This window comes from Pseudocolwellia sp. AS88 (genome assembly GCF_030551755.1).
In the GTDB taxonomy this organism is placed as follows: Bacteria; Pseudomonadota; Gammaproteobacteria; order Enterobacterales; family Alteromonadaceae; genus Pseudocolwellia.
The window spans coordinates 1-16,600 of record NZ_JAUPEC010000005.1 but is presented as its reverse complement, the minus strand read 5'-3'; the positions used below and the strand labels follow the sequence as shown (position 1 = coordinate 16,600).

Sequence of the window (16,600 nt, the reverse complement as noted above, 5' to 3'; positions counted from 1 at the left end):
CTGCTACACTAACCCCGCTAACCTTAAAATTAAGATTTAATATTATGCAACGCCCTCCTCTTAAACAAGCTAAAAGTATCGATAATGTATTCAACAGTGCTTATTGGCATCTAAGCCAACAAGACTTTACGATTGCAGAAATTCGTAGCAAACTAGAACGTAAAACAGATAATGCTGAATGGATAGAAAAGGTACTTACGCATCTTATTGAGCACGGTTATTTGAAAAGTGATATTGAGTTTGCCATTCGTTATTGTGAATCAGCATTTAACAATGAAATAGGAAAAGCGGCAATACAACAAAAGTTAAGAAGACGCGGAGTTTCATCCGGTGATATTGAAGCGGCTCTTGAGCAGGTTATTGAACAAAACAATATAGATTTTAATGAAATGGCGAGTAATCGGTTACTCTCTCGTTACCTAACATTTCATGGCGTGAGTAAAGAAAAAGTATACTCGCAAATGACCACTCGCGGTTTTTCTATTCAGCAAATAGATCAAGCTCTGTTGGAACATCCTGCACTAGAAACATTACGCAGTAAAATGGCAATAAAAGCTGAAAAAGCAGACTTAACCTCTGAAATAATGAAGTTATACCGCAAAGGAAAAGGACAAATACTTATCCTTCATGAATTAAAACAGCAGCTTATTGATGTGACAGAATTTGAAGAAACCATATACCAACTAACACTTGCAGGTGATATTGATTTCTACCAAAGTTGCAGTAATCAACTCGCTAAAAAGAATTATGATTTGTCTGATTATAAAGAAAAGTCAAAGGCCTATAGTTATTTGTCTCGCAAAGGTTTTACTAGTGATGAAATACAAGAAACGATGTCTTTAGATCAAGATGAAAAATAGCCCGCTACGTAAAATGATATAACCACGCCAAAGAAAACACATTTTAATACCACTTAAAACTTACTTTTTTATACTACCTCCTACTTCTGATACGCTAAAAAATAGTTGCCTTGAATCTTCACAAACTCCCTCTCAATTTTTGAAAATAAGTTTTTCTGACTATACATTTTGTTATTAATCGCCAAAAAACAAAAAACCTGCCGAAGCAGGTTTTTAATTAAAGCGTTAAGAGCTACAAAGCAATTATGCGCAGAATAAATCATGTTAGAACAAGGCACTTTACAACGACGTTTAGTGTTTCTTAAACGAGTTGTGAAGTAACGAAGTTATTACTGATTTAGACAAGCATAAATTACATCATGCCGCCCATTCCACCCATACCGCCCATACCACCCATATCAGGCATAGCAGCACCAGAGTCTTTAACTGGAGCATCGGTGATCATAGCTTCGGTAGTTAGCATTAAGCCAGCAACTGACGCTGCGAATTGTAATGCACTACGTGTTACTTTGGTTGGATCTAAGATACCCATAGCTAACATATCACCGTATGTACTATCGCCAGCGTTGTAACCGTAGTTACCAGTTCCGTTACGTACTTCGTTATGAACTACTGAAGCTTCGTCGCCTGAGTTAGTTGCAATTTGACGTAGTGGAGCTGACATTGCACGGATAGCTACGTTGATACCGTGTGTTTGATCTTCGTTGATACCTTCAAGGTCTTTAATTGCTTCAGCAGCGCGAACTAATGCAACACCACCACCAGCAACAACACCTTCTTCAACTGCTGCGCGCGTTGCGTGTAATGCATCTTCAACACGTGCTTTTTTCTCTTTCATTTCAACTTCAGTTGCGGCACCAATTTTAATTACTGCTACACCGCCAGCTAGTTTAGCTAAACGTTCTTGAAGTTTTTCTTTGTCGTAATCTGAAGATGATTCTTCGATTTGACCACGAATTTGAGCAACACGACCTTGAATGTCTGCTTCTTCGCCAATACCGTCAATGATTGTTGTGTTGTCTTTAGAGATAACTACACGCTTCGCTTGACCTAAATCTTCTAATGTTACTTTTTCAAGTTCCATTCCGATTTCTTCTGAAATTACTGTTCCGGCTGTTAATGTTGCGATGTCTTGTAACATTGCTTTACGACGGTCACCAAAACCAGGTGCTTTAACTGCTGCAACTTTAACGATACCACGCATGTTGTTAACAACTAATGTTGCTAGTGCTTCACCTTCAACATCTTCAGCAATAATTAGAAGAGGTTTACCTGCTTTAGCAACACCTTCTAATGTAGTTAGTAGTTCACGAATGTTAGACACTTTTTTATCTACTAATAAGATAAATGGATTTTCTAATTCAACGCTGCCACTTTCTTGATTGTTGATGAAGTATGGAGAAAGGTAACCACGGTCGAACTGCATACCTTCTACTACGTCAAGCTCGTCTGTTAGTGCTTGACCTTCTTCAACAGTAATAACACCTTCAGTGCCTACTTTTTCCATTGCTGTTGCAATGATTTTACCAACAGTTGCATCTGAGTTTGCAGAGATAGTACCTACTTGCTCAATGGCTTTGTTGTCTGTACATGCTTGTGAAAGCTTTTTAAGTTCTTCAACTGCAGCAATAACCGCTTGGTCGATACCACGTTTAAGATCCATTGGATTCATGCCCGCAGCAATAGATTTTAAACCTTCGTTTACAATTGCTTGTGCTAAAACAGTTGCGGTTGTTGTACCGTCACCCGCTTCATCATTTGCTTTAGACGCTACTTCTTTAACCATTTGTGCGCCCATGTTTTCGAATTTATCTTCTAATTCGATTTCTTTCGCAACAGATACACCATCTTTAGTGATTGTTGGGCCGCCAAATGATTTGTCTAGTACTACGTTACGACCTTTCGGACCTAATGTTACTTTTACTGCGTCTGCTAAGATGTTAACACCACGTAGCATTTTTACTCGTGCGTCGTTACCAAATAATATGTCTTTTGCCGCCATGTTATTTATTCCTATAATTTTGTTTTAAATTAAAATTTAATTTTAAAGTGTTGCTTTTAATGAGTGTTTTTATTTAACTCACTTATAAGCAAAGAAGAAGCATGATACTTATTTAAGTTACTCAATACTTCTGCTGCCGTTACTGCTGTCAGCAACGACAATAAATTTCATTGCTTACTCTACAATCGCTAAAATATCAGCTTCGCTAAGAATTAATACTTCTTCGCCGTCAATCTTTTCAGTTTTCACGCCGTAGCCTTCACTGAAAATTACTTGGTCGCCAACTTTTACATCTAATGCGCGTATATCGCCGTTTTCTAACATACGGCCTTTACCTACAGCTACCACTTCACCACGAGTAGACTTTTCTGCAGCACTACCTGTAAGAACGATGCCACCAGCAGATTTTGATTCTACTTCTTTACGTTTAATAATTACGCGGTCATGTAATGGACGAATACTCATTTTTCTCTCCTGAAACGATTAGGTTTAACAAATTTGTTTTTATTCTTGTGTAAGTAAATGGGGCTAAAAATGTACTTCACAAGTCTTTTAGCTATTTTTTTAGTTATTTATTATGTGGGAAGGTTTACTTTCTACTTAACGCAACAACACTACAATTTCACGAAACGATTATTCTCCTCTTCTCATTTATATAGGCGCACTATCTTATCTGTTGAATTTAATAAATAACTTTCTTTATAAGTCACTAAACATTCATATTAACACCCTGATAAACTTGTTAATTAAATAGAAACAAAATGTTAATATGGTGTTGGGAAACAATAGTAATATAATAATTAAGGATATTTAGATGAATAAAGTGGTGATTAATACTCTGTTAATTTCTTTTCTTTTCTTCACTCAAGCAACAATAGCCAAAACCGTTAACTTAAAACTTTTGGTTGTTGCGTCAGGAACACCAGAAGAAGATTCCGGATTAGATTATATAGATGATGTACTGGACGAAATGGGTGTACCTTATGAAGTTCTTGATGCAAGTAAGCAAGCATTAACTCAAGAAACTTTAGTAACTGATGCAGTTGGTAATTATAGTGGCGTTATTTTAACAAGCACTTTTTTATATTACACCGGCGAAGATAACTACCTGAACTCGGCTTTAACGTTAGAAGAATGGAAAACTCTTCATAACTATGAACGCGACTTTAAGGTAAGAGAGTCGGTTATTTCTGGTGACCCTATTTCTGGTGAGTACTTCCGCCAAAACTATGACTTAGATTATGGTATGGATGCTAGCTATACAGAAGCAGGTAACTCTTTTACTGCAACATGGCAAGAAGCAGCTAATGATGAAAATTTATATTCATATGTGAATACTGCAACACCGTTAAACCTAACTGATTATGCTTTAGCTACTCAAGCAAGCGCGGATCCTGAAGGTCCAACTGTTTTACCTTTATTAACTGATACTGAAACAGGTAAAATTTTCATATCAGAACTTACATATGCTGATGGTCGTAAAGTTCTTTTATCAACTATTTCTAATGCTTCTTATTTATTATATTCTCAAATAATTAACTACGAGTTTATTAATTATGCTTCACAAGGTGTATTTATTGGTTCTCGCCAAGTTCACTTAAGTGCACACGTTGATGATTTATTTGCTGCGGTTGAAGTATGGGACCCAGAAACGAATACTAACCATGAAACTAATGAATACCGCAACTCAGCAGAAAGTATTCATAATATTGTTAGCGCTCAAACATTGTTTAATGAAGAAAATGAAAATTTTCCAAACTTTAAATTAGACTTAGCCTTTAACGGGGGTTATGCACAAGCACCTACGACTGGCAATGTGTCATTAATATCAAATAAAGATACTTCAATATCTTCATCTTCTAGAAGTAAAAACACGTCTGCTAAATCTTTAATTAATGTGAGAAGTTCTTGGTTTGGACATCATCGTTCATTAATGAGTTTTGATGTAAGTAAAGCTGATGTGATCGGCAAAGCCACATTAAACTTAGCAACAGTAAGAACCTGGCTTAATTATTTTTATCGCGGTAGAGGCTACGTTTGCTTAACAACTTCAAATTGGGATAATGCTGCTGACTGGGAAAAAAGTAATGCACAAACTTCTTGGTTAAACCAAGGTGGCGATTACAAAGCACAAGACTGTGTGAGCTATCAAGAAAATTGGGGCGAAATTACTGTAGATATCTCGCCAATTATCACTGCATGGCAAGCGTCAGGCAGCAACGAATTGGGCTTAATTTTTATTGCCGGTAATGCAGCTACAACTCAAATTTACACTAAAGAAGCTAGTGTAGCATTACAACCAAAACTTGATATTGAATTAAGTGGGAGTTCAGATGAGCTAACACAAGCAATTATAGACACTAAAGATAGCTTCCGTTTCTTAAATCATACATTAACTCATAGAGATATGTACACCAGTTCAGGTGCTACTTATGATGTGGCTTTATATGAAATAGCCGAAAACCTTAGTATGTGGCAAACATTAGATCTTCCTGGTTTCGAAACTGCTTCAAGAACCTTAGTTACTGGTAATCATTCAGGATTAGAAGATACAGAAAGTTCAAATGCTGAATCACCAGAATATGCGCCATTCCCAGATGGACTTAATACTGAATTAATGGAAGCTGTTGAAAATCTTGGTATTGAATATTTCGCGTCTGACTCATCTCGAGTGAATCAAGCCGTTGAATCGTATATTCCTGGTACCAACGTTTTCATGTTACCTCGCTACCCTACACAGGTTTACTACAATGTTACGACACCTGAAGGTTTAGTGGATGAGTATAATTATATTTATCATGATTCTTATGTTGAACGAGGTATCGATCCTTGTTCAGAACCTGCAGCAATTTGTACACCAAAAACCTACCAAGAAGTATTAGAATATGAAGCAAATAATACGTTACTTCATATGCTTACTTATAAATCATGGCCGCATTACTTCCATATAACTAACTTTGAAAACTATGGAAATGGCGAAACATTACAATTTGATTGGTTAAAAGCTGTAGCTAAAAAATATAACGAATATATTAAGTTACCAGTAAAAAACTTAGACTTTTATACTATCGGTGAAAACACTAAAAATAAGTTAGCAGCTAAATCAGCTAACGTAACAGGATATTGGGATAAAGAAGCTGGCACTATATCGATTACCGCAAACGATAACGTGAAAGTATCAGTTACTGGTATTCAAAGTGGTGAGTTATATGGCGATCAAAAAATAATATCAACCAATATTGATACCTTTGAAACAATATTAAACGTTGAGAGTATTTTTACTAAATAAAACTTACGGCTTTATTAAGGTTGTTAGTGATATTAAAGTGAAACTTAAACACTTCACTTAAATATACAAAAACCGTTTACTTTGCAGTAAGCGGTTTTTTATTATTTAAATTCTAATTAAATTACATCTATAGAGTATTGAAATTTTGGTTAATTATTCATCTTTGCGTTCAAAATCGCCTTCGATAGTTTCACCTTTATGCGGTTTACGTTCTAAAATAGCCGGTTCTTTTTCAGTGAATACTGTTGAGTTGTCCATTTCGTTTTCATAAACATTACCGCCCCCTTGAGAAAAGTCTGACGAATGAAAGTGAGCACTTGCACCAAATGTACTTCCTTGTCTTGTATGTAAGTGCTTTTGCACAGAGGCGCCCAAAGCTTTACGAACACTGGGTACAAGAAGTAGTAAACCTAAAATATCAGTAACAAAACCAGGAGTTACTAATAAAACACCTGCCACCATTAACATTAACCCTGTAACTATTTCAGCCGATGGCATTTCACCCTGTGCCATTTTAGTTTGCACTGATTGCATAGTAGCTAAGCCCTGTTGTCGAACATTTTTAGCGCCTAGCCAAGCGGTAATAATAACAATAGCGATGGTTGGCCACGCGCCAATAACTTCACCGATGTTAATTAAAAGAGTGATTTCAATAATCGGAATGATTATGAATAACAGAAATAAGAATCTAAACATGGACACCTCAATACGCTTTAAAGAAACTAATATGGGGTTTAACGGGTCTTTTTCAACCAATACCTTAATACATCACCTTAACTCGAATTAATGGGTTTAATAACTTATTGATTTATTAAAGTATCGTTTAGCTTTATCTGAATTAAGAATATAAAAAGCCTTAGTTCTCTCTCAATGATAAAATTTATTTAATTATCCAGATTTTTTATAAACCAACAGCTGGCTATTGGGCGTAAAAATACGTTTTTTTACCTGACAAAAACCATGTACCTGCATCCATGCAGACAACGTTGGTGGGCGGTTAAATAGCATTATTGAGTAAAAGAGCTTAACTCAAGCTCAGGTTACACAGTATTTAAGCTACAAAGATATAATCGAATGGAGTAAGCTTTATTTATAAAAACAGCCTAAAACCTTTATTCAGCAATACACTATTACAAAGTTTAGTGTGTGTATTTATTTTTAGGTTGTTATAAATCGATAATTTAAAAGTTTAAGTTTTTCTTAAGGTAATACTTATAATGTATCAAATTGTATTTTGTACATGCCCATCTGATGATATTGCTAGGTTAATTGCAACAACATTAGTTAAGAATAAATTAGCAGCATGCGTAAATATTATTCCCAATGTGGTTTCTGTTTATCAGTGGGATAAGCAAGTTATGTGTGATAATGAAGTGAAATTAGTGATTAAATCAACAGCGAAACTGTTTCCATTAATTGAATCAAGCATTAAAGATCTGCACCCTTATGATACTCCTGAAATAATTGCCATGAATATCCAGCAAGGTAATGAAGAATATTTACTCTGGATTAATGAGTCTACGAAGTCGTGATAATGAAAAAAATATATTCCTCTTTTTGCTTAAGTTTTATCAGCCTATTTTTACTAACCGCATCAGTAAATGCGCAAGATTCATTTTTTGATCTATCGACCACCTCAGTTTTTAGTAATGAAGATGAGTTTTTAAGAGTTGATGAAGCTTTTGAGTTTAATTTTAGTCAAAAAGGCAATAAGGTTAATATTACTTTTGATATTGCCGAAGGTTACTATTTATATCGTCATCAATTTAAATTTACCCCTGAAGCAGCAACAATAAACGAAGTGGATTTGCCTATTGGTGAAGATCACGAAGATGAATTCTTTGGTATACAAAAAGTTTTTACTGAAAGTTTAACTTTTGATATTTATGTTACAAGCACACAAGAAAACCCTACTGTTACTGTTCGATATCAAGGCTGTGCAGAAAAAGGCCTTTGCTACTCTCCTACCAAAAAAATTGTTTATATAACTCCGGTAGAAACACAAACTGAAGATGTTTTAAATGCATTAAGCGCCAATACATCTTCTGATGATTTAGCTGTTATTGAGCAAAGCCCTAGCAATAATATTGTAGCTAAAAGTGAACAACATCAGTTGCTTGATATGCTTAAGCAAGACAGTTTATGGTTAACGCTAGTTGCTTTTTTTATTGGCGGGCTTCTGTTATCTTTTACTCCTTGTGTTTTTCCTATGTACCCAATTCTAACGGGAATTATTGTTGGCCAAGGTAACAAACTTACAACTAAAAAAGCTTTTACCCTTTCGTTCTTTTATGTGCAGGGTATGGCAATTACTTACACCATATTAGGTATTGTTGTTGCGTTAGCGGGTGCTCAATTTCAAGCTGCTTTCCAAGCGCCTGCAGTATTAATAGGTTTAAGTATATTATTCATATTTTTAGCGCTTTCAATGTTTGGAATATTCAATTTAGCATTACCAAGTAGTTGGCAAAATAAGTTAAACGACATGAGCAATAACCAAAAAGGTGGTTCTATTTTAGGTGTTGTATCTATGGGGGGTATTTCTGGTTTGGTGGCATCACCATGTACTACTGCGCCATTAACAGGAGCATTACTTTATATATCTCAAACGGGTGATATTGTTTTAGGCGCTTCTGCCTTATATGCTTTAAGTTTAGGTATGGGTTTACCTCTATTAATACTAGGTAGCTCAGGTGGTAAGTTACTGCCAAAAGCTGGTGCGTGGATGAATATAATTAAAAATATATTCGGGCTCTTATTATTAGCTGTGCCTATTTTCTTGTTAGAGCGAATTGTACCCGCTGCTGTTACCGAAGCACTTTGGGTTGTATTACTACTCGCCACTGGTGCTTATTTTTACACAACAAATAAAACGACTACAGCAAATTTCTGGCATGGTGTGCGTGCTTTATTCATATTTTTAATCTTATTTTATGGTGCAATGCAAGGCTATAAATTGATTGATAACACTGTAGTACCCAATCATTTGTCTGAAACCCCAAACCAAGTAAACTCTCAAAGTTCAACACTTGGAGAACCCCATGATAATAAGTTTATTATGGTTGAAGGGCTGACAGAATTACGTGAAGCTGTAAAAAAGGCTAATGCCAATGGTAAAACAGTAATGGTGGATTTATACGCTGATTGGTGTATTGCTTGTAAAGAGTTTGAACATTACACCTTTAATGACTCTAGAGTACAAGCTGCCCTTGAAAATACAGTATTAATACAAGTTGATTTAACTGATAGTGGTTCAGATACAAGTGTTGAGTTAATGGATAACTTTAATGTGTTTGGCTTACCTTCGATTCTATTTTTTAATATTCAAGGTGAAGAGCTAACACAGAATAGGGTCACAGGTTTTATGGATGCGAAGGAATTTTCGGCATTATTAAATCAAATATTCTAATACAAAATTGCAGGTTTAAGTGATAGTAAGCTTGAAGCTAATATGAGTAGTGAAAGGCAGTAGATACAGCCTTTCACTTTTTATTAAGTAAATAGAAAGAAACTAACTCTGTTATAAAGCTAGCCTAATTGAAACAACAAGCTATTGCGCCTTAGTCTTCCAATGACTATCCACTATATGCGTATTAATAAAATCAATCAGTTCTACTTCAGGAATAGGTTTAGAAAAGTAATAACCTTGAATTAAATCACAATCGTTTTGCATTAAACTTCTTAACTGTGCACTTGTTTCAACGCCTTCAGCAACTACCATTAAACCTAAATTTTTCACCATAGCTATGGTCGACATAATAATTTGGTAATCAGAATGATTTTCCAACATACCAAAGATAAAGCTTTTATCGATCTTAATAACATCAACAGGCATTTGTTTTAAATACGCTAACGAAGAATACCCCGTACCAAAATCATCAATAGCAAAGCTAAAACCTAAGCTTTTTAATGTTTCCATCATAGTAATTGTATGTTCTACATTTTTTACTAAAGTTTGCTCAGTAAGCTCTAACTCAAAGCTAGAAGCAGGAATTGAAAACTCAACCAAGAGATCTTGTAAATAGTTTGGTAGGTTAGGATCAATAAACTGCCCTGCTGAGAGATTTATAGCAATTCTAGCTCCATTCAATCCTTGTTTTTTAATATCGATAGCAAGTTCAAAACAACGACGAATAATCCAATACCCAAGCTCAATCATATGAGTAGAGTTTTCTAAAATAGGAATAAAATCGTCTGGAGATATCATTCCTCTGGTTGGATGCTTCCAGCGTAATAAAGCCTCAAAACCATAAATCCGATTAGTTTTTGCGACTAACTGAGGTTGTAAACTTAAGCTAAATTGATTTTTTGCAAGTGCTTGCCTTACTTCACCTTCAAGCATAACGCGATGAGCAACGCGCTGATACATTTCTGGATGGTATATATGGTACTGAGCTCCACCGTTATCTTTTGCTTCGTACATAGCGATATCAGCATAACTGATCAACTCTTCAGCTTTGATCATTTTATCTTCTGTAAAGGCAATACCTATACTTGTAGAAACATAAAATACACTGCTTCCTATTTTGATAGGCGTTTTAAAGCGTTGGAGAATCTCTTCTGCAACAATCTTTGCTTCCTCAACTGACTCTATTTTTCCTAGAACAACAACAAATTCATCACCACCAAATCGACAAGCTACATCAACATTACGTATACTTAATCTTACTCGGTTTGCCGCTTCAATAAGCAATCGGTCACCTTGGCCGTGCCCATGACTATCGTTTACCTTTTTGAAATCATCTAAATCAAGAAATAACACCGCAACTTTTTGTTTAAATTGTGACAAGTTAGCCACTGACTTACGCAATTGGTAATTCAACATATTACGATTAGGTAGCCCTGTCAGTAAATCGTACATGGCGATGTTTTCTAATTCTTTAGTTTTTTGTTCAACCTCTATATTCAATTGTTCTAATTCGTAACTAAGCTCACTTGAAGCATCTGCTAATACGTCTAGTTCATCAGAAAATACGCTTTTACGCTTCAATTTTATACGTCTAAATTGGTCAAATTCTTTACGCGCAAGTAGCGGTAACGCATTAGATAAAACCAGTAAACGCTGAGTTAACGGACTCGCAACAAAATAAACTAGGCCAGCTAAAGTAACAAAAATTAAAACGGCTGAAAGTAAAAATTGATAACGGTATTGTTGAGACTCAGAAGTAATTTTCGTTACATCATCAATTAGCGCCATATAATATGAACGTTGATTATTTGAAGCTAATGGCATCAAATTAATTAAGTAACTTTCTAAATCAAGATCAACTTGAACACCCATTCTTTTTATTTCATCTACTGATATTGAAGGGTTTCTTTGGTTAAACAAAGCACGCATTAACTCGATATTAGAGGCTGATAAAAACTTAGCTTCATGTAATTTAGTATTGTTGGCTTTAGGGTAACTCACAATGGCTATTTGGCTTTTAATTGATTGATTAATCGCATAGATCATATCAACCAATGACACAGATAAAGCAACAACGATCATATCGCCTTTCTTGTTTAATAAAGGCACTGTTAGTAATTGCTCACAATACGCCTGACAGTATAGTAAGTGCTGAGGCTCTTGCATATCCAGTGTTTTATTGACACTGTCAATAACATAATTTGGCGTAGGGCCTGAGCTATAAAGAACATTTTTCTTACTATCAATTAACCACATTTTTTCAACGTTATGGTGTAATTGCAGTGCATCAAATTGCTTTGATAATTCAGTCGTTAAATCAATAAAGTCATTTTTTTCTTGAAGATGAATAACATCAGAAAAAGATTCAATCCAAACCCTTAGCTGATCTTTTAAGGTTTTTTCATGAAATTTAAATTGTTCTTGCCCTTGAACCAAGGTTTCAGCTTGGTATGTTTTAAATTCAGCATTTAATCTAGTTAATGAGACAATAGAAAAGCCGGCACTCAATAAAAGTAGAGCGCCAATAACGAGTAATAATAGTTTTGTTGGAACACTAATAAAAACTTGTGTCATTATTTAAAACCAATACATTAGTTGTAATGCCCATAATTGCCAATACTCTTCTTTATTAACTCTAGGTTCAGGGATTAATATAGGTGTTAGCCTTGCTGTACCTTGTATCCAATGATGTTCAAATTGCAATTCAATATTTGAATCAATTCTATATTTCAAACCTAAAGTTGTATCATATTGGTAGCCAAAATAATTTGGAACCGCTCCTCCTGATTCACGTTCAAGCTGTTGACCATTTTTATCATCTTTATCAGCATAATAATGTTCATAGCGTGCTAATAGTTGTAACTCAGGTGTTAAAGTAAATTGTCCTTGTACAAAGCCCCCCTGTCCTCTTTTTACATTTGTAAAGTCAGGCGACAGCAAACCATATAAATCTATGTTCTCTTGAAGTAACTCAGTGCTAAAGGTCCAATTCTCAGCCTGATATTCTGCATTAAAATAAAAACGTTCTAATGCTAAACCACCATCAAGAAAGACATCTTGCTCACCTTGTTTATAAGTAAAGTCTGCATTAGTTGTAGCTATTCCAAACTTCCATTGAGAATTACTAGGTGTCCAGTAAATACTGCCTTGAAAATCATTCTCATGATTTAAACGGCCTCTTGATCTACTGCCCATAACAATCGTTGTTTGCGTCTTTGAAAGAGTAGATGCAGACATACTTGCGGTGATGTCTATATCACCAACATTTTCATTTGAATAACGTGTTGCTATTGCACCACCATCGCCGCCAATTGACATATCACGTGTTGCATCAAAGTAAACTGACTGAGGCAGAATAATACTAGGTCTAGCCATAGGAACGTCACGGGTACTAGAATATAACCAATGATAGTTTTTAATACGGCCTAAATATAATTTAGTTTGCCAATTCTCTGTATTCTGTAATGCCCACTCAACCAATAAGTAATCAACTCTTGTACCTTTATTATAACGATTGCCACCATCTAGATAAACGGCTTGTCCTGCGACTCTAATATCTGAAGTTAATTGGTATGATGCATTAATCCCTATTTCCGTTAACTCTAATGACAAACCTTGGTCATCACTAACAAAGTCACTACCATTAACATCTATAATACCTTGTGCCACAAACCCATGAACTTGGAGATCTTTTGTGCCTCCACTGTCATAGGCATGCGAGATACTTGTTGTAAAAAAACAATATACAAAAAGTGTGGTCGTTAATTTACGATTCAATTTACTCACCCAACTATTCTGTGACGTTAATAACATTGACATGCTGTTTCTCCTTATCCATGACCTCAACATAGCCAATTGCTCCCGGGGTGGTGCTAACTGCTTGTAATAATTCTGCTTGAGATTGTACTATCCTTGGTGCAACACCTAACCCTGAGAAGGTTAACTTATTCCAAATTCTATCGAGCTGATATGGGAAAATGTGCAGCGTTTCTTTTGAGAAAGTTTTATGAACCGCATGTTGGCTCGGTAAAACAAAAACGACTATGGGTTCATTATTAGACCAACGAAGTTGCCTCATAGAATAAATTCTACGAAGTTGTGATGATGAGAGAGTCTTTACTTCAACAGAATAATGACTAATAACATGTATGCTTTCCGATCTAAAACTAACTAAAACAAAGAGCAAGATGCTAATTTTAAGAAATATTTGGGTAATAACAATATCCTTATAAATATCGCTAAAAAAGTTCCTATTGAATTTATAGATTATGCACTGACAGGGAATGTGAATGCAATATATTATAAATCAATAGATTAATTAAAAAATCAACAAATTAAGCCCTTACAGCACTTCTATTAATCTTAGTTAAAATATACAAATTCGCAAAGTTATATAAAAAAGTATTTTAGAAGCTAAGGCATCAACACCAACTGGTCTAACTTCTTCGAAAAAGTGCGCATATTCGCTCAAAATAGCACAGATTGTCGTTTTATTAAGATCTAGAGCAGTTTTTTTGTAAATACTCTTTGATCAAGTGCTCAAATATGTAATAGTACGCATCTATTACAATATCATGGCTTTTTACAGACAATGACTGCAAAGTTTAACGTTTTATTACTGAATGGTCCTAATCTAAATATGTTAGGTAAAAGAGAACCTGAAATATACGGTTCTGAGACCTTAGATGATATTGTTTCACAGCTAAAAATGTCTGCTACAAGCAAAGATATACAACTTACACATTTACAATCTAACGCTGAGCATGAACTCATTGATGCTATACATAATAGCCATCATAAAATTGACTTCATTATAATTAACCCAGCAGCATTTACACATACCAGTGTAGCATTAAGAGATGCCTTGTTATCGGTTAGTATTCCTTTTATTGAAGTTCACTTATCAAATGTTCATGCACGCGAGAAATTTAGACATCATTCTTACTTATCTGATGTTGCGGTTGGTGTAATTTGTGGCTTAGGTACAAACGGTTATGAATATGCGCTAAGTGCTGCTCATTCATGGCTGATAAAAACATAATAAATTAACAATAACGTGTTGAATTTAACGCGTTGTTTTCTTCTTAATATATATAACGAACAAAGGTATTAATTATGGATATTCGTAAAATCAAAAAACTTATTGAGCTTGTTGAAGAATCAGGCATCAATGAATTAGAAATTTCAGAAGGTGAAGAGTCAGTAAGAATTAGCCGTGGACAAACGGTTTATGCTTCAGCTCCTGCAGCTGCTCCGGCTCCAGTTGCTGCACCAGCCGCTGCTCCTGTTGCAGCAGTTGCCGCTCCAACTGCTGCTCCAGCTGCTGCTCCTGTTCAAACAGGTCATACTGTTCGCTCACCTATGGTTGGTACATTCTACTCTTCAGGCTCACCTGACGCACCAGCATTTGTTGAAGTTGGCCAACATGTAAATGCTGGCGATACACTATGTATTGTTGAAGCAATGAAAATGATGAATCAAATTGAAGCAGATAAATCAGGTGTTATTAAAGAAATACTTGCTCAAAACGAAGATGCTATTGAATTTGATCAACCGCTATTCATCATTGAATAAGCCCAACCAAAAAGGGTAATTTCATGTTAGATAAAGTAGTTATCGCCAACCGAGGCGAAATAGCATTAAGAATACTTAGAGCTTGTAAAGAGTTAGGTATTAAAACGGTTGCTGTACATTCAACTGCAGATAAAACATTAAAGCACGTTTTATTAGCAGACGAGACGATATGTATTGGTAAACCATCAGCACTAGACAGTTACTTAAACATTCCTGCAATTATCACTGCGGCTGAAGTTACTGATGCAGTAGCCATTCATCCTGGATATGGTTTTTTAGCTGAAAATGCTGACTTTGCTGAACAAGTTGAGAATTCAGGTTTTGCCTTTATTGGACCGAAAGCTGAAAGCATTCGTATCATGGGTGATAAAGTAGCCGCGATACGTGCAATGAAAGCCTCTGGTGTTCCTTGTGTTCCTGGTTCTGATGGACCATTAACAGATGATGAAGAAGCAAACAAAGCTCATGCTAAACGCATCGGCTACCCAGTAATAGTGAAAGCTGCTGGTGGTGGTGGTGGACGTGGTATGCGTGTTGTTCGTTCTGAAGAAGAGTTAATTGAATCAATTACCTTAACTAAGAAAGAAGCAGGCACTATCTTCAAAAATGACATGGTTTACATGGAAAAATTCCTTGAAAACCCTCGTCACGTTGAAATCCAAATCATTGCAGATGGTCAAGGTAATGCTATTCACTTAGGTGAGCGTGATTGTTCAATGCAACGTCGTCATCAAAAAGTTGTTGAAGAAGCTCCTGCACCAGGAATTACGGCTGAAATGCGTGCCAAGATTGGTGAACGTTGTTGTAATGCATGTATTGAAATCAACTACCGCGGTGCTGGTACTTTTGAATTCTTATATGAAAATGGCGAGTTCTATTTCATTGAAATGAACACTCGTATTCAAGTTGAGCATCCAGTTACAGAGATGATCACTGGTGTTGATTTGATCAAAGAGCAACTTCGTGTTGCTGCTGGTCAGCCATTATCTTATACACAAGAAGATATCAAAATCGCTGGTCATTCAATTGAGTGTCGTATTAATGCTGAAGATCCACGTACTTTTATTCCTTCACCGGGTAAAATCACACGCTTCCATCCTCCAGGTGGTTTAGGTGTTCGTTGGGATTCTCATATATATGCAGATTATGTAGTGCCTCCACATTACGACTCAATGATTGGTAAACTAATCACTTGGGGCGATAATCGCGATGTAGCTATAGCTCGTATGCGTAATGCTCTATCTGAATTAGTTATTGATGGTATTAAAACAAATATCACATTACACCAAGATATTTTAAATGATTCTGGTTTTGTTAATGGCGGTGCAAACATCCATTACTTAGAGAAAAAACTAGGTGAATCTGAATAGATTTAACATGTTATTTAAATGACCCGTCCTAATATAGGTTGACAGTCATTTAATTAAAACGCCTGATGTACTTCATTGGGCGTTTTATATTTTAAG

13 protein-coding genes are annotated in these 16,600 nt (G+C 35.5%); 7 read left to right on the top strand and 6 right to left on the bottom strand.

The window, feature by feature from the left end:
- The first annotated feature begins 44 nt into the window (after positions 1-44).
- Positions 45-860: a RecX family transcriptional regulator gene (locus Q5N69_RS05035; protein WP_304367768.1), complete on the top strand. Its 816-nt coding sequence runs from the start codon at positions 45-47 to the stop codon at positions 858-860.
- 352 nt (positions 861-1,212) lie between these two features.
- On the opposite strand, the gene groL is transcribed toward Q5N69_RS05035, so the two are convergent.
- The gene (gene groL, locus Q5N69_RS05030) at positions 1,213-2,862 is read right to left on the bottom strand and encodes a chaperonin GroEL (protein ID WP_304367767.1); all 1,650 of its coding nucleotides are present in this window, start codon (positions 2,860-2,862) and stop codon (positions 1,213-1,215) included.
- Positions 2,863-3,036: 174 nt separating this feature from the next.
- Positions 3,037-3,327 (bottom strand): co-chaperone GroES, encoded by a 291-nt coding sequence (locus tag Q5N69_RS05025; RefSeq protein ID WP_304367766.1) that lies wholly within the window; start codon positions 3,325-3,327, stop codon positions 3,037-3,039.
- A gap of 349 nt (positions 3,328-3,676) precedes the next feature.
- On the opposite strand from Q5N69_RS05025, the gene Q5N69_RS05020 reads away from it, so the two are divergent.
- Entirely contained in the window at positions 3,677-6,151 is a 2,475-nt protein-coding gene (locus tag Q5N69_RS05020; protein WP_304367765.1) for a hypothetical protein, read from the top strand.
- Between the two features lie 153 nt (positions 6,152-6,304).
- On the opposite strand, the gene Q5N69_RS05015 is transcribed toward Q5N69_RS05020, so the two are convergent.
- Positions 6,305-6,847: an FxsA family protein gene (locus Q5N69_RS05015; RefSeq protein ID WP_304367764.1), complete on the bottom strand. Its 543-nt coding sequence runs from the start codon at positions 6,845-6,847 to the stop codon at positions 6,305-6,307.
- 521 nt (positions 6,848-7,368) lie between these two features.
- Here Q5N69_RS05015 and cutA point away from each other — a divergent pair.
- The gene (gene cutA / locus Q5N69_RS05010; RefSeq protein ID WP_304367763.1) at positions 7,369-7,683 is read left to right on the top strand and encodes a divalent-cation tolerance protein CutA; all 315 of its coding nucleotides are present in this window, start codon (positions 7,369-7,371) and stop codon (positions 7,681-7,683) included.
- A gap of 2 nt (positions 7,684-7,685) precedes the next feature.
- Entirely contained in the window at positions 7,686-9,560 is a 1,875-nt protein-coding gene (locus tag Q5N69_RS05005) for a protein-disulfide reductase DsbD (protein ID WP_304367762.1), read from the top strand.
- A gap of 141 nt (positions 9,561-9,701) precedes the next feature.
- Here Q5N69_RS05005 and Q5N69_RS05000 read toward each other — a convergent pair whose 3' ends face one another.
- Genes Q5N69_RS05000 through Q5N69_RS04990 form a run of 3 tightly spaced genes read right to left on the bottom strand, consistent with a single transcriptional unit; the run spans position 9,702 to position 13,746 of the window.
- Positions 9,702-12,134 carry a bifunctional diguanylate cyclase/phosphodiesterase gene (locus Q5N69_RS05000; RefSeq protein ID WP_304367761.1) on the bottom strand — a complete coding sequence of 811 codons (2,433 nt, stop codon included), beginning with the start codon at positions 12,132-12,134 and terminating at the stop codon, positions 9,702-9,704.
- Between the two features lie 3 nt (positions 12,135-12,137).
- Positions 12,138-13,379, bottom strand: coding sequence for a hypothetical protein (locus Q5N69_RS04995; protein WP_304367760.1), 1,242 nt, complete (start codon positions 13,377-13,379; stop codon positions 12,138-12,140).
- Positions 13,351-13,746 carry a substrate-binding domain-containing protein gene (locus Q5N69_RS04990; RefSeq protein ID WP_342866519.1) on the bottom strand — a complete coding sequence of 132 codons (396 nt, stop codon included), beginning with the start codon at positions 13,744-13,746 and terminating at the stop codon, positions 13,351-13,353. Before Q5N69_RS04990 ends, Q5N69_RS04995 begins: the two co-directional genes overlap by 29 nt.
- A 405-nt stretch (positions 13,747-14,151) precedes the next feature.
- On the opposite strand from Q5N69_RS04990, the gene aroQ reads away from it, so the two are divergent.
- The 3 genes from aroQ to accC all read left to right on the top strand — a co-directional run bounded on the left by aroQ (position 14,152) and on the right by accC (position 16,504).
- The gene (aroQ, locus tag Q5N69_RS04985; RefSeq protein ID WP_304367758.1) at positions 14,152-14,601 is read left to right on the top strand and encodes a type II 3-dehydroquinate dehydratase; all 450 of its coding nucleotides are present in this window, start codon (positions 14,152-14,154) and stop codon (positions 14,599-14,601) included.
- Positions 14,602-14,675: 74 nt separating this feature from the next.
- Positions 14,676-15,134 (top strand): acetyl-CoA carboxylase biotin carboxyl carrier protein, encoded by a 459-nt coding sequence (gene accB, locus Q5N69_RS04980; protein WP_304367757.1) that lies wholly within the window; start codon positions 14,676-14,678, stop codon positions 15,132-15,134.
- A gap of 23 nt (positions 15,135-15,157) precedes the next feature.
- Complete coding sequence (gene accC / locus Q5N69_RS04975; RefSeq protein ID WP_304367756.1) at positions 15,158-16,504, top strand: acetyl-CoA carboxylase biotin carboxylase subunit; 1,347 nt, start codon at positions 15,158-15,160, stop codon at positions 16,502-16,504.
- Positions 16,505-16,600 lie beyond the last annotated feature (96 nt).

What these genes read in the sequence shown, in the direction of transcription:
- Q5N69_RS05005 (WP_304367762.1), top strand. Translation starts at nt 7,686, where the DNA reads ATGAAAAAAATATATTCCTCTTTTTGCTTAAGTTTTATCAGCCTATTT.
- accC (WP_304367756.1), top strand. Translation starts at nt 15,158, where the DNA reads ATGTTAGATAAAGTAGTTATCGCCAACCGAGGCGAAATAGCATTAAGA.
- Q5N69_RS05025 (WP_304367766.1), bottom strand. Translation starts at nt 3,327, where the DNA reads ATGAGTATTCGTCCATTACATGACCGCGTAATTATTAAACGTAAAGAA.
- Q5N69_RS05035 (WP_304367768.1), top strand. Translation starts at nt 45, where the DNA reads ATGCAACGCCCTCCTCTTAAACAAGCTAAAAGTATCGATAATGTATTC.
- aroQ (WP_304367758.1), top strand. Translation starts at nt 14,152, where the DNA reads ATGACTGCAAAGTTTAACGTTTTATTACTGAATGGTCCTAATCTAAAT.
- cutA (WP_304367763.1), top strand. Translation starts at nt 7,369, where the DNA reads ATGTATCAAATTGTATTTTGTACATGCCCATCTGATGATATTGCTAGG.
- Q5N69_RS05015 (WP_304367764.1), bottom strand. Translation starts at nt 6,847, where the DNA reads ATGTTTAGATTCTTATTTCTGTTATTCATAATCATTCCGATTATTGAA.
- Q5N69_RS05000 (WP_304367761.1), bottom strand. Translation starts at nt 12,134, where the DNA reads ATGACACAAGTTTTTATTAGTGTTCCAACAAAACTATTATTACTCGTT.
- Q5N69_RS04995 (WP_304367760.1), bottom strand. Translation starts at nt 13,379, where the DNA reads ATGTCAATGTTATTAACGTCACAGAATAGTTGGGTGAGTAAATTGAAT.
- Q5N69_RS05020 (WP_304367765.1), top strand. Translation starts at nt 3,677, where the DNA reads ATGAATAAAGTGGTGATTAATACTCTGTTAATTTCTTTTCTTTTCTTC.
- groL (WP_304367767.1), bottom strand. Translation starts at nt 2,862, where the DNA reads ATGGCGGCAAAAGACATATTATTTGGTAACGACGCACGAGTAAAAATG.
- accB (WP_304367757.1), top strand. Translation starts at nt 14,676, where the DNA reads ATGGATATTCGTAAAATCAAAAAACTTATTGAGCTTGTTGAAGAATCA.